Annotated in this window: 11 protein-coding genes; 9 read left to right on the forward strand and 2 right to left on the reverse strand. The window is 48.6% G+C overall.

Annotated features, from left to right (window positions below):
• Nucleotides 1-36: 36 nt before the first annotated feature.
• Nucleotides 37-1,647 (reverse strand): DUF3373 family protein, encoded by a 1,611-nt coding sequence (locus WCY20_RS01980; protein ID WP_345976594.1) that lies wholly within the window; start codon nucleotides 1,645-1,647, stop codon nucleotides 37-39.
• Between the two features lie 419 nt (nucleotides 1,648-2,066).
• Here WCY20_RS01980 and rpsB point away from each other — a divergent pair, with 419 nt between their 5' ends.
• From rpsB to WCY20_RS01995, 3 genes are all read left to right on the forward strand, one after another.
• A complete protein-coding gene (rpsB, locus tag WCY20_RS01985; RefSeq protein WP_345976595.1) occupies nucleotides 2,067-2,834 on the forward strand; it encodes a 30S ribosomal protein S2 in 768 nt (255 codons plus the stop codon).
• A gap of 2 nt (nucleotides 2,835-2,836) precedes the next feature.
• The gene (gene tsf / locus WCY20_RS01990) at nucleotides 2,837-3,901 is read left to right on the forward strand and encodes a translation elongation factor Ts (protein ID WP_345976596.1); all 1,065 of its coding nucleotides are present in this window, start codon (nucleotides 2,837-2,839) and stop codon (nucleotides 3,899-3,901) included.
• A 182-nt stretch (nucleotides 3,902-4,083) separates the two neighbouring features.
• A complete protein-coding gene (locus tag WCY20_RS01995) occupies nucleotides 4,084-4,728 on the forward strand; it encodes an ABC transporter ATP-binding protein (RefSeq protein ID WP_345976597.1) in 645 nt (214 codons plus the stop codon).
• Between the two features lie 47 nt (nucleotides 4,729-4,775).
• Here WCY20_RS01995 and WCY20_RS02000 read toward each other — a convergent pair whose 3' ends face one another.
• Nucleotides 4,776-5,240: a hypothetical protein gene (locus WCY20_RS02000; RefSeq protein WP_345976598.1), complete on the reverse strand. Its 465-nt coding sequence runs from the start codon at nucleotides 5,238-5,240 to the stop codon at nucleotides 4,776-4,778.
• Between the two features lie 99 nt (nucleotides 5,241-5,339).
• On the opposite strand from WCY20_RS02000, the gene WCY20_RS02005 reads away from it, so the two are divergent.
• The 6 genes from WCY20_RS02005 to WCY20_RS02030 all read left to right on the forward strand — a co-directional run bounded on the left by WCY20_RS02005 (nucleotide 5,340) and on the right by WCY20_RS02030 (nucleotide 12,813).
• The gene (locus WCY20_RS02005) at nucleotides 5,340-6,257 is read left to right on the forward strand and encodes a hypothetical protein (protein ID WP_345976599.1); all 918 of its coding nucleotides are present in this window, start codon (nucleotides 5,340-5,342) and stop codon (nucleotides 6,255-6,257) included.
• Nucleotides 6,247-6,870, forward strand: a complete 624-nt coding sequence (gmk, locus tag WCY20_RS02010; protein ID WP_345976600.1) for a guanylate kinase — start codon at nucleotides 6,247-6,249, stop codon at nucleotides 6,868-6,870. The genes WCY20_RS02005 and gmk overlap by 11 nt, the downstream gene beginning before the upstream one ends.
• A gap of 596 nt (nucleotides 6,871-7,466) precedes the next feature.
• The gene (gene alaS / locus WCY20_RS02015) at nucleotides 7,467-10,016 is read left to right on the forward strand and encodes an alanine--tRNA ligase (RefSeq protein WP_345976601.1); all 2,550 of its coding nucleotides are present in this window, start codon (nucleotides 7,467-7,469) and stop codon (nucleotides 10,014-10,016) included.
• A gap of 189 nt (nucleotides 10,017-10,205) precedes the next feature.
• A complete protein-coding gene (locus tag WCY20_RS02020; protein WP_345976602.1) occupies nucleotides 10,206-10,742 on the forward strand; it encodes a hypothetical protein in 537 nt (178 codons plus the stop codon).
• Between the two features lie 370 nt (nucleotides 10,743-11,112).
• Entirely contained in the window at nucleotides 11,113-11,679 is a 567-nt protein-coding gene (gene maf / locus WCY20_RS02025; protein ID WP_345978201.1) for a septum formation inhibitor Maf, read from the forward strand.
• A 21-nt stretch (nucleotides 11,680-11,700) separates the two neighbouring features.
• Complete coding sequence (locus WCY20_RS02030) at nucleotides 11,701-12,813, forward strand: pyridoxal phosphate-dependent aminotransferase family protein (RefSeq protein ID WP_345976603.1); 1,113 nt, start codon at nucleotides 11,701-11,703, stop codon at nucleotides 12,811-12,813.
• Nucleotide 12,814 lies beyond the last annotated feature (1 nt).

A 12,814-nucleotide genomic window follows, 5' to 3' on the forward strand; every position in this document is an offset into this window, starting at 1 on the left:
CTGTCCAACCGGGGAGAGCCCCGATTGCGTTAGAGATTAGAAACGGTAACGAAGGTAGGCGCGGATATCTTGCGCTGTGTCAACCATATTCGGACTTGGGAATTCAGAGATCTTATTAGTAGCACCTGTCATCGTACCGAAGAAACCGTTGCTGCCGGCAAAGTTATAATCGATATAGGTATAACGAAGTTGGAAACTAAAGATATCATCGATCAACGGCTCAGTGAAGTAGGCTTCATAAGCATCACCACGCGCCGCGATCTTTGAACCGATGTTTGTATCTTCGGCATACGTGATCGCACGCCAGAATTTTGAGCCGTGGTTATACTCAACTCCCCAACGGCCATCTTCAGAGATAAGAGAAGGGTACTGAAGTCCAACCCAAACAGAGTATCCTGTTTTTTTGTCATATTGCGGTCTAAAGCTTCCGTCTGTATTAAATTCGCCAAACATACCTTGAAGAGAATCTTCATTCGGATCCGTGACACTCACCGCACCACTTACAAAAAATGTCGAATCATCAAGGAAGTCACTCCACTCATCACCTATACCATTGACAGTCAGGTTCGCAGTAAAGGAATGCAGATTACCGACATCCTCAAAACCGGAAGCATTTGCTGTCTCTGGAGCAGCGGAGTAAAGACGCGGATCAACATCGATCAGATGGGCAGCGTAGTAATACTGCATTCCGATGCTGTATTGACCGTCATCATATGGAACAAAGATTAAACCGCCAAGATCGATATTTGGATTGTCATCAACGCTTGCATATGGTGCAGCATTAAATCTTGGTGCAGCATTGGTCATACCGCGTCCCGCACAGATCTTGGCATACATACCGATATCTTCCATCAGTGTGAACTTGGAACTTAGCCCGTCAAACTCGACATTGATCGTGTGTCCCATCGGCGAAGCGGCCCGGTCATCATCCCGCATGTTGATGAGGTGGCCGTTGGTAGAGGGGCGGCGACCGATACTGAAGGTCCACGGGATGTCTGTACCCAGGAAGGTGTCGTTTCTATAGAAGAAGTACGCTGAACGAACACGCAAAGAATCATCGAATGCATTTTCACTTGTGATCCAGTCAAATGGTTCATATGCAGCACCCGGATTTCCGGTTTGTGGATTTGCCTGACCTATCGAACGGGCACCAAATGCTTTGTTATAAGCCAGCTGCCCGGTAAAACTCATGTTTTCACTGGCTGCCCAGTTCATATTGACCCACAGGCGGTTTGTGAAGAGGGCGCTGTTCTCCTCTTTTGAGCCGTCTGCCATTTTGTACTGGAGATTATCAACGGCTGTACGGAAGTCGACACCGAATTTCAGGGCATTACCGCTCGTATTTTTGTTGAGGCGGGTGATCGCCTCGTCGAAATACGCCAATGCCTCCTCGGTTTCGTCCTCTTCGTCTTCCTCTTCACCCTCATCCTCTTCATCTTCTTCAGGCTCGTCTTTCATCGCGGTTTCCTCTTCTTCCGCTTCTTCTTCAACCACCGGTTTCGCGGCTTTGACCTTTTCGAGTTCGGCTTTAAGTGCCTGCATCTCTGTTTCCATCTCGGACATGCGGTCGTACATCGATGCTGCCTGCGCGTTGCCTGTTAACAGGGCTGCCGCCGCGAGTGATACGAGTAGGGGCTTTTTGATCATGTGGAATTCTCCATAATGTTGTTAGATTGGCAGTAGCATGCCGTAAATGTTCGCACAGATTAACAAAACTAATATAAAAGTTATTTGAATTATTCTCCAAACGGATGCTTACGGTTCATTTATCTTTAAATAGAGGTGAGCAGGGAACTTGGGTTACACCTGAATGCAGATGATTGTGGCGTTTGGTAAAGAAGTGTGATGCTGAATCGGAAGGAGCCGCGGTCTCATAATTAGTTACAGCATGAATTTAAATAATTTTAGGTATAATTCCGCGATTTCTCTCATAACTGGGACAATATCTCAAGTATCACGCCTGAAAATCGGTGCAGAAAAGTCTGAAAAAATAGACCTGGATGCTGGCGATACTGAAGCAAACCGATCAAAATCTAGCACAGAAGTGCTATCAATAAGGACCTCTTATGGTAACTATGAAAGACCTATTAGAATGCGGTGTACACTTCGGACACCAGACACGTCGCTGGAACCCGAAAATGAAAAAATACATCTTCGGTGTTCGTAAAAACATCTATATCATCGACCTTCAAAAAACATTGCGTTACTTCCGTAACACATACCAGATCGTTGTTGATGCTGCCGCAGAAGGACAAACTGTTCTTTTCGTCGGTACAAAAAAACAGGCACGTTCGTCTGTAAAAGAAGCGGCGATCAAGTGTGGTATGCCATACGTTGACAACCGTTGGTTGGGTGGTATGCTGACAAACTTCCCGACGATCCAAAAATCGATCCGCAAACTTGAGATCATCGAGCAGATGAAAGAGAACGGGCAGATCGATCTTCTTACCAAAAAAGAAGCGTTGATGATGTCTCGCCAGGCAGAGAAGCTTGAGCAGTACCTCGGCGGTATCCGCAACATGAAAAAACTTCCGGACATGCTGTTCGTTGTCGATGCAGTCAAAGAGCACATCGCGGTTAACGAAGCACGTTGTCTCGGTATCCCGGTTGTTGCACCACTGGATACAAACTGTGATCCTGACCTAATCACTTACCCGATCCCGGGTAATGATGATGCGATCCGTTCGATCCAGCTTTTCTGTCGTGAAATGGCGGAAGCGATCAACGAAGGTAAAGCGCTTAACGCTGATAACGCGACAAGCGAAGAAGAGATGCCGTCAGAAGAAGCAGCAGCTGAAGAGACAGCATCTACTGAAACTACAGAGGAAGCATAATCATGGCAGTTACAGCAGCAATGGTAAAAGAGTTGCGTCAAGCAACTGATGCACCAATGATGGATTGTAAAAAAGCGTTGACTGAATGTGATGGTGACTTTGATAAAGCATCAGAGTGGCTACGTGAACGCGGTGTTGCAAAGTCTGCTAAAAAAGCGGACCGCGTAGCAGCTGAAGGTTCTATCGGTCTTAAGATCTCTCCGGACTTCAAACGTGCGACACTGGTTGAAGTCAACTCTGAGACTGACTTCGTTGCACAGAACGACGGTTTCAAAGATCTTGTATCAAAAACTGTTGCGCAAGCGTTTGAAACAGATGCAGAGACAACAGAAGCACTTCGCGAGACAGAGCTTGAAGGTAAAGCGTTCAGCGCTTACTTCGATGAGACTGTTGCCAAGATCGGTGAGAAGATCGAAGTACGTCGTATCGCGGCACTAAGCGGTAACGAAAACGTTGCTGTTAACGGTTATGTTCACTCTAACACACGTATCGGTGTTATCGTTGCTATCGAGTGTGACTCTGCAAAAACTGCTGAAGCAATGGTGCCGGTAGCGAAGCAAGTCGCAATGCACGCATCTGCGATGAAGCCGACAACGCTTTCTTACAAAGACTTTGATCCTGATTTCGTAGCGGCAGAGACAGCCGGTCGTATCGAAGCGATCAAAACTGAGAATGAAGAGCGTGCACGTATGAAGAAACCACTTCTTAACGTACCTTCATATATCTCTATGTGTCAATTGACCGATGACGTTTTGGCGCAGGCTGAAGCCGATATCAAAGCGGCATTGAAAGAGCAGGGTAAACCTGAACAGATCTGGGACAAGATCGTTCCTGGGCAACTGGCACGTTTTATCGATGATAACACGACTCTTGACAAAGAGCAGGCCCTTCTTGATCAGAAATATGTTCTTGATGACAAGCTGAGCGTTGCTGAAGCTGTCGCTGCTGCTGGCAAGGCTGCCGGCGGTACTGCTGAGATCTCTGCATTCATTCGCCTTGAAGTAGGTGAAGGTCTCGAGAAAAAAGTCGATGACTTTGCTGCCGAAGTTGCAGCACAAATGGCATAAATCTTTTGAAGTGGACTTCGGGTTGATCCCGGGGTTCATTTCGCTCTTCCAGGCGGAATCCCTCCGTCTGGAGCTTAGGCAGTTCTGTTTTAAGCATCCCGTCTACACCCTTTTACCCATACCTACTAAAAACAAGCCGTTACTAACCCAAAACTAACCCAATTGCTCTTATAATATCTCTTATGAAAATACTTGATGCCCATGCACTTGCCCATCGTTTTGACTACCCTCTGTTTGACAATGTCGATTTGAGCCTTGAAGAGGGTGAGACGATGGCAATAGTCGGTGCCAGCGGAAGCGGAAAATCGACACTGCTGCACATTTTATCGAGTCTGCTTGAACCGAACGAAGGGGAAGTGCGGCTTTTCGGAAAAGAGATATACAGCCTCAAAAACAGGGCTCTGGTCGCTCTGCGCCGGGATGATCTCGGGTTGGTTTTTCAATCCCATTACCTGTTTAAAGGATTCAGCGCCTACGAAAATCTTGAAGTCTCATCCATCCTTTCCGGCGAAGCTATTGATCAGGGCCTGTTGACGCGTCTTGGTCTGCAAGAGGTCATACAGCAGAAGGTGACCGAACTTTCCGGGGGACAGCAGCAGCGTGTCTCCATCGCGAGAGTGCTGACGAAAAAGCCGCGTATCATCTTTGCTGATGAACCGACGGGGAACCTTGACAATGCCACCTCTTTGGAGGTGATGGAGCTTTTTGAAGAGTATGTTTCGGCAAACAGAGCCGCCCTGGTTCTCGTGACCCATAACGAAGCATTTGCAAACCGCTGTGACAAGGTCTACCGCCTTCACAACAGAGTGCTTGAAAAGATCAAATAGCGTTAAGGGCATCTCCAAAATCCTGGATAGCGTCAGAGAGATGCCCTCTATTGTTCGTACGCCTCAAAACGTTCTACGAAACTCTTTTCAACCCTTTCTCCAAAAGCAATATCCTCCTCATCCGTTGTACAGATCACACTGCCGATGTGACGTTTTAAAAGCGCTTCACTGAACGCGAGCGTGGAGAAACAGATATCACTTCTGTCAATGATCAGCATATTGAGCGAAAACGCCTCGTTTATGCCTTCGGAACGAGGCACCTTGACAAGGGTGTTTTTGTATTTGGCATAGTAGGCGGCACTTTCAAGACTTGTCGTAATGAGATGAAACTCAGAACCTTTCAGAAGGGCTTTCTCGATGCTTTGGGCAAGGGGTTGGCTCTCCAGTTCACTGCAGATAAACGTAATGGTTCGGGCCCGAGCTATCTTCTGTTTGAGCGTATGCAAAAGGTCGCTTTTGTGCTCAGGCAGAAGATAGTATTCATTGGCATTCAGGGTGATTGTGAGAAACATCAGACTGTATATCAGTGCAAATAGCGGCGGCATTTTCATCATCTTTTGAAGTTATCTTTTGTTACAATGATACCATTAAACGTAAAGGTCTTTTTCTCGATGAATATTCTTCTTGTCAATAATGATGCTATTGTCACAAAACTGGTGAAGCTCAGTACCCAAAAGACAGGAGACCGACTCGACACGGCAACATCAATAGACGAGATCAGAGAGGGGAGTTACGATCTGCTCATCCTGGACGGGAACCTGTTCAGCCGAGACTTTCTTGAACGTCTGAACGACAAAATCATTTACGCGCATTCGCTCATTATCACGACACGCGAGAGCGAAGATACCGATCTTTTTGAGAAACATCTCTACAAACCGTTTTTACCGACTGAACTGCTTCTGATGCTCCATCAGATCGGCACATCCGTTGAAAAAGAGCATGAAGAGGCGTCACGCGAAATCATCTTTGATGATTTTGAAGAGCCGTTTATCAGCAAAGATGATATTTTCGGCGGTGAAGACGAAGCGGAACAGGATGCGCTAGAACGCGTTCAGCGCTTTGAGAAGATCGACGAAGAGCCTTTTGAAGAGATCAATGCGGATGAAGCAAGCGAGGAAGAGGTCCTCGAAAACATCTTTTCAGACGAGGAGGTCTCGGCAGTCAAGGCTATTTTGGATGTCCTGGGGGAAGAACGGCCTGATGAGGAAAATATGGCCGAAGATACCTTCGATACGAGAGAAGAGGCGGGCGATATAGACCAGGAACTTGAAGCGGCACTGCGCAATCTAAGTGAAGCAGATCTTGCGCGGGGGTTGGATGATGAACTGCTGCTGCAATTTGATGATCTTCCGGCAGACGATCTCGCCTGGGAAGAACCGAAGACAAAAAGCCCCTCGAAGCATCAAAATCAAGAGTCTATCGAAACGCTTCGAACCCTTCTTAAAGCGCTGGAAAACCCGCAGCTCTCAAAATCGCTGCGGGGCACAATAACGATCAACCTTACATTCGGAGAAGATAATGAATCATGATGCAGGCGCAATCCTTGTCTTGTCGGGCCCAAGCGGCGCCGGCAAAAGTTCGCTGATCAAAAAAATCGAAGATGAGATCGGCGCCTTTTACTTCTCTATATCGACGACAACGCGTCCCATGCGCGAAGGCGAGATCGACGGCGTGCATTATCATTTTGTGAGCAAAGAGCAGTTCGAAAGCGATATTGAAAAAGAGAACTTTCTGGAGTATGCTGTCGTACACGGCAACTATTACGGCACGTCGATCAAACCTGTAAAAAAAGCGCTCAAAGAGGGCAAACTGGTCCTCTTCGATATCGATGTCCAAGGACATGACGCCGTGCAGAAACGTCTGGCGGATATCACCACTTCGGTCTTCGTAACCACGCCGACACTCAGGGAACTTGAACACCGCCTGACCGCCCGGGGTACGGATGCCCAGGAGATCATAGACAAACGTATCGAAATGGCGAAACGCGAGGTACAGCGCATTTGTGAGTACGACTACCTGGTGATCAATGACGATCTGGATGAAGCGGCAAAGGTGCTGGTCAATATTGCCAAAGCTGCCCGGATGAAGATCCCGAGTATCGCTATCAATGAATTTATTCTGGAGTGGGAAAACGAGGCCTGAGCGCCGCACATTGCACTAAAACGAGTGAAACGCTCAGCTTGCTGACGTTCCAGTGAGAAGAAGGGTACCGTTCGCGAAGCGATGTTTCTTCGGAATCCAAGACTTTACAAGTCAAGCTGGATCTGCCTCTTTGGGTATCACCATCTTTTATAATCCTTTCTTCTTTTCTCAATCATCTTTTTTGAATATTTTTCAATAGCTAGTATGTTACATTTCTTTCTTGCTAGCTCAAGAAAGAAACCTAACGAAAAGAAAGAAGAGCTATACCCTCCGGCCAGAAGTCATTGCTGGAACTTTGACCTTTCATCCGGTGGCATTCCGGCACTTCTGCCGGAATCAGTGTCATGACGCATAAAATATAAACTTCCAAGAGATCATGGATAGTATGGAAAGTTCAATGTTACCTAAAATGAGGCGAAGCCGATGGGCTCTTTCCCTTCACTTTGCCGAAGGCAACCCCCTTACTATTTCCCTTCACCCTTCACTCTTCACCTTGCCGAAGGCAAACTTTTTACCCTTTACAAAATATTAACATCCGCTTCGCTATAATCGCGTATTAAACTAAGGGTCCTGAGCGGCTTAGAAAAGACAGAACAATGGATGTTAGAAAAGCATTTTTAGAATATTTTGAATCAAAAGGGCATAGCCGTGCAGCGAGTGCTCCATTAGTCCCTGATGACGCGACGCTGTTATTTAATAATGCAGGTATGGTGCCTTTTAAATCGATCTTCACCGGTGAGATCCCCGCTCCGGAAAACCCTCGTGTCACGTCCTGCCAGACATGTCTGCGTGCCGGCGGTAAGCATAACGACCTTGAGAATGTCGGCCATACGGCACGTCACCACACCTTTTTCGAGATGTTGGGTAACTTCTCATTCGGTGATTATTTCAAAGAAGAGGCGATCGCCTATGCCTGGGAGTTTATCACGGAGGTCCTTGAACTGCCGGTTGAGAAGCTTTGGGTAACGGTGCATGAGAGCGATGATGAAGCCGAAGAGATCTGGAAAAAGTATGTCGCAGCCGATCGCATCATGCGTCTGGGTGACAAAGACAACTTCTGGCAGATGGGGGATACCGGTCCGTGCGGTCCGTGTTCCGAGATCTTCTTTGATCAGGGTGCAGAGAACTTCAGCGGCCCTGAGGACTATATGGGCGGCGAAGGTGACCGTTTCCTGGAGATCTGGAACCTCGTCTTTATGCAGTACGAGCGCGCAAAAGACGGTACATTGACACCGCTTCCGAAACCGTCAATCGACACCGGTATGGGTCTTGAACGTGTGGTTGCTGTCAAAGAGGGCGCACTAAGCAACTATGATACTTCTCTCTTTATGCCGATCATCAACAAAGTCGCTGAACTTACCGGCAAAGAGTATGTCTACAAGAGCGGTGCTTCGTTTCGTGTTATCGCCGATCACATCAGAACGGCGGTCTTCCTGCTTTCGCAGGATGTCAACTTCTCGAATGAGGGGCGCGGTTATGTCCTTCGCCGTATCCTCCGCCGTGCTGTTCGACACGGGTATCTGCTCGGTTTGAATGAAGCCTTTATGTACAAGCTGGTCGACACCCTTGTTGAACAGATGAAAGAGATATACCCTTACCTTGAGACAAAAGCCGAGGCTGTCAAGACACAGATTGAGCTTGAAGAAGAGCGTTTTTTCAAGACGATCGCTTCGGGGATCGAGCTGTTTAATGCGGAACTGGCCCATACCAAAGATGTCTTCAGCGGCGAGGTCGCCTTCAAGCTCTACGACACCTTCGGTTTCCCGCTTGACCTGACGGAAGATATGCTCAAAGAGAAAGGACTGAAGCTTGACAGCGAGACCTTTGAACGTCTGATGAGCGAACAGCGCTCACGTGCCAAAGCGGCATGGAAAGGGAGCGGGGACGCGGCCATCGAAGGCGACTTTAAAACGTTGCTCGAGAAGTTCGGCAAGAACAGCTTCTCCGGTTATGAAAAGCGTGAAGGTACGTCAAAAGTACTTGCCCTTTTGAGTGAAGATTTCAAGATCGTCGATGAGCTGCACTCGCGTCATAAAGGGTGGGTCCTTCTGGATAACACGCCTTTTTATGCCGAAAGCGGCGGGCAGATCGGTGACAGGGGCGAATTGGCAGGATTTGCCAAGGTTGTCGATACCCGAAAGTTTTTTGACCTGAACCTCTCCGAAGTCGAGACAACGGCCCTTCTCAAAACAGGTGAAGCGGTGACCGGAATTGTCGATATCTCGCGTCTGGAAGTCGAAAAGCACCACTCGGCGACGCACCTCCTTCATGCCGCGCTGTATGATGTCCTGGGTGATCACATCTCGCAGGCGGGTTCGAGCAATGATGCAGCGCGCCTGCGTTTTGACTTCTCACACCCCAAGGCGATGAGTACGGAAGAGATCGCGGCGGTTGAAGAGCAGGTCAACCACCAGATCCTGCGCGGTATCGAGCGTGTGACAAAAGAGATGGATATCGAAGAGGCGAAGAACTCGGGTGCCAAAGCACAGTTCGGCGAAAAGTACGGTGACAAAGTGCGTGTCGTCAGTTTCGGCGATGCCTCGGTCGAGCTTTGCGGCGGGACCCATGTTACGAATACGTCGTCGATCGGTACTTTCATCATCACCAAAGAGAGCGGTGTGAGCGCCGGTGTGCGCCGTATCGAGGCGGTGTGCGGCAATGCGGCGTATAACCTTTTCAAAGAGCAGCGTCATACGTTGAATACGGTGGCCGAAGAGGTGAAAAACCGTGACGTTGTGACCGGAGTGACGAAACTCAAAGAACAGGTCAAAACGCTAAGAGAGGAAGTTCAGGACGCGCTGAACGCCTCGAAAGAGGAGCTCAAAGCCGAAGAGATCAACGGTGTTGCCGTCTATATCGAAGAGCTCAAAAGCGGCGATGTGAAGACGCGTATCGATGAACTTAAAAACAAGCACGACAGTGTTGCCGCCATGCTGTTTCAGGTCAAAGGCGACAAGGTCATCATCGCGGCGGGTGTCAAAGAGGCAAATGCCAAAGCCGGCGACTGGATCAAGAAGATCGCACCGATCCTCGGCGGCGGCGGCGGCGGGCGTCCCGACTTCGCACAGGCGGGCGGCAAGGACGCGTCCAAACTGCCGGAAGCGAAAGCGGCAGCACTTGACTTTGTCAAAGAGGCCCTCTCCTAATCAGAGTTATTAATGATGTGAGCCCACTGCTGACAAGCATTAACAATGCAGTGCATGTGCGGCACTTAAGTGCCGACAGCACAATACAGAGAGTCACTAAATGACGAATCGTAAAATGCCGCATCGTAAGTGGACCTAGTGTCAACGCAGGTCATGGAATTACGTTCATGTCCGTAACAAGGATTTTTTATGAAAGATATAATGGTCGAGTTTTTCTGGAATAATATAGAGATCACCGTATTTTTGCATGTGATCAGTGCTGTCATCTGGGTAGGCGGTATGATCGCGATGCGTTTTGCGGCACACTATTCGTTCCAGGAACTAGAGCCTGTACAGCGGCTTCCGCGCACAGCTCAGGCGCTGGGCAATCTTTTTGCGATCGTCGCACCGTTTATTGCGATACTTATCGCGACCGCTGTCTTGATGGCAGTCGGCTGGGGTTTCAGAGCAGCAGCTGTCGATGCGAACAGCAATATCATCGATGAAGTGGCCTACGGCGTATATCAGCTGGTCCATGTCAAAGAGGCGATCTGGATGGTGATGGCGATGAACTACGGCTACATGGTGTGGCGACTTGTAAAAGCCAAAAAATTCCTTGCTTTGGGTGATATGCCTGCTGCAAAAGAGATGCTGGGAATGATAGGCAAATACCTTGTTCCTTTGAACATTCTTCTCGGCCTTGTCGCTATCTATATGGGCGTGGTACTCAGGTATTCGCATACATAAAAAACTTATTTCTGAAAGCCGTTTCAGAACCTTTGTAAAAGGGAGACTATGAACTCTTCTAAACTCCGTCTCTGTTCCCAATCTGAAAGCCGTGCCAAGATCCTGCGTGATGCAGGCATAAGTTTTGTGCAGTCTCCTGTCGATTTTGATGATATGCCGCGTCAAGAAATCCTCCTAAATGGAGGATTTTAGTGGATAAAGTAGCAAAAATGGACTCTCTTCAAATTCGACTCTGTTCACAATCGGAAAGCAGAGCCAGTATATTACGTAATGCAGGTATAAGTTTTGTGCAGTCTCCCGTCGATTTTGATGATATGCCGCGTCAAGAAATCCTCCTAAATGGAGGATTTTAGTGGATAAAGTAGCAAAAATGGACTCTCTTCAAATTCGACTCTGTTCACAATCGGAAAGCAGAGCCAGTATATTACGTAATGCAGGTATAAGTTTTGTGCAGTCTCCTGTCGATTTTGATGAGGAACAGATCATCGCAGACTCGCCCAAAAACTTTGTCTATCAGGCCACTCTGGGAAAGTTCGAAGCCGCCAAAAAAAGCTATGACTACCGTGATATGCCGCTTCTGGTCTCCGACACGGTCGTCACTTCACAGGACAGGATCCTCCGCAAAGCGAACTCTCTGGAGGAGGCAAGGGAGATCCTGCAGACACAAAGCGGCAGTGTCACTTCGATCGTCACGTGCATGATCTACAAAAGTGAAAAACTGGAGCTGCTGGACATCTCTTCGACAGACTATCTCTTCGATACCTTTGATACGGATGAACTTGAAGCGTACCTGCACTCGGGCGAGTGGAAGGGAAAAGCCGGCGGCTGCATGGTCGAGGGGTTCTGCAAGCCCTACATCAGAGAGGTCAAAGGGTATGAATCCTGCGCAATGGGGCTGAGTGTCGAGGTGTTGAAGACCTTTATCACTTTACGCTGAGACAGAGAGTACAATACTAAGATGAACTTTTATGAAAAAGAGCTCTCAGCATTGAAACGTGCGGGTCGCTACCGTGAACGCCGTATCTTTGATGAGAACGTTATCGATATGGCCTCCAATGATTATCTCGGACTGGCCCATAACAGAGAGATACTGCAGGCCGCCGTGGATGAACTGCAGTCCCTGGAATCGCACGCCTCGAAAGCATCGATGCTGGTGAACGGCTACAGCAGGGTGCATCAGGATTTTGAACGTGCTTTATGCGAGGCAAACGGTTTCGAAGAGGGGGTCATACTCGGTTCGGGATTCAATGCCAATATCGCCATGATCGAGACCCTGGTGCGCAAAGGCGATGCTCTTTTTATGGATGAGAAGTATCATGCGTCAGGGGTGCTGGCATCGAAACTGATCGACGGCGAACTGCACTATTTCGCGCACAACGACGCCGCCGCTTTAGAGGCGCTGTTAAAAAAATCCAACGCCAAACGTAAGATCATCGCTGTTGAGGGGATCTATTCGATGGACGGCGACCTGGTGCCGCGCGAGATCATCGAGCTTGCCGACAGCTACGGGGCCCTTCTGATACTGGATGAAGCCCACAGTTCCGGTGTGATCGGTGACCATCTGATGGGGATACTCGACCACTACAAGATACCGGTCAAAGAGAACTACATCAAGATGGGAACGCTTGGCAAGGCGTACGGCAGTTTCGGCGCCTACATCCTGGCCTCTTCGCATATCATCGATTTTCTGATCAACCGTGCGAAACCGATCATCTATGCGACCGCACCCTCGCTTTTCGACACCCTTTTGGGCCACTACGCCCTGCGCTATCTTCAGGAAAATTCCGAAGAGTTGAAAGCTGCTATAAACCGCCGTCAGGAGATCGTCAAGGAGATCTTCGGTATTACGGTCGAAGGGTTGATCGTTCCGATCTTGGTGGGCGATAACCGCAAAGTAATGGCGATCCAAAAAGAGCTGCTGGAACAGAATATCCTGGTCGGTGCCATCCGTCAGCCGACCGTGCCTGTAGCGATCATCCGTTTTATAGCGCGCCTCGGACTCGACGAAGAGAGCTTTCGCGACAAGTGTGAGAGGATTAACCGGAGTTTGGATAAAATATCTGCTATTTAGG

It is taken from the genome of Sulfurimonas sp. HSL3-7 (assembly GCF_039645985.1).
GTDB classification, from domain to species: domain Bacteria; phylum Campylobacterota; class Campylobacteria; order Campylobacterales; family Sulfurimonadaceae; genus Sulfonitrofixus; species Sulfonitrofixus jiaomeiensis.

What these genes read in the sequence shown, in the direction of transcription:
- WCY20_RS02000 (WP_345976598.1), bottom strand. Translation starts at nt 5,240, where the DNA reads ATGTTTCTCACAATCACCCTGAATGCCAATGAATACTATCTTCTGCCT.
- WCY20_RS01995 (WP_345976597.1), top strand. Translation starts at nt 4,084, where the DNA reads ATGAAAATACTTGATGCCCATGCACTTGCCCATCGTTTTGACTACCCT.
- WCY20_RS01980 (WP_345976594.1), bottom strand. Translation starts at nt 1,647, where the DNA reads ATGATCAAAAAGCCCCTACTCGTATCACTCGCGGCGGCAGCCCTGTTA.
- rpsB (WP_345976595.1), top strand. Translation starts at nt 2,067, where the DNA reads ATGGTAACTATGAAAGACCTATTAGAATGCGGTGTACACTTCGGACAC.
- maf (WP_345978201.1), top strand. Translation starts at nt 11,113, where the DNA reads ATGGACTCTCTTCAAATTCGACTCTGTTCACAATCGGAAAGCAGAGCC.
- WCY20_RS02005 (WP_345976599.1), top strand. Translation starts at nt 5,340, where the DNA reads ATGAATATTCTTCTTGTCAATAATGATGCTATTGTCACAAAACTGGTG.
- tsf (WP_345976596.1), top strand. Translation starts at nt 2,837, where the DNA reads ATGGCAGTTACAGCAGCAATGGTAAAAGAGTTGCGTCAAGCAACTGAT.
- WCY20_RS02020 (WP_345976602.1), top strand. Translation starts at nt 10,206, where the DNA reads ATGAAAGATATAATGGTCGAGTTTTTCTGGAATAATATAGAGATCACC.
- alaS (WP_345976601.1), top strand. Translation starts at nt 7,467, where the DNA reads ATGGATGTTAGAAAAGCATTTTTAGAATATTTTGAATCAAAAGGGCAT.
- gmk (WP_345976600.1), top strand. Translation starts at nt 6,247, where the DNA reads ATGAATCATGATGCAGGCGCAATCCTTGTCTTGTCGGGCCCAAGCGGC.
- WCY20_RS02030 (WP_345976603.1), top strand. Translation starts at nt 11,701, where the DNA reads ATGAACTTTTATGAAAAAGAGCTCTCAGCATTGAAACGTGCGGGTCGC.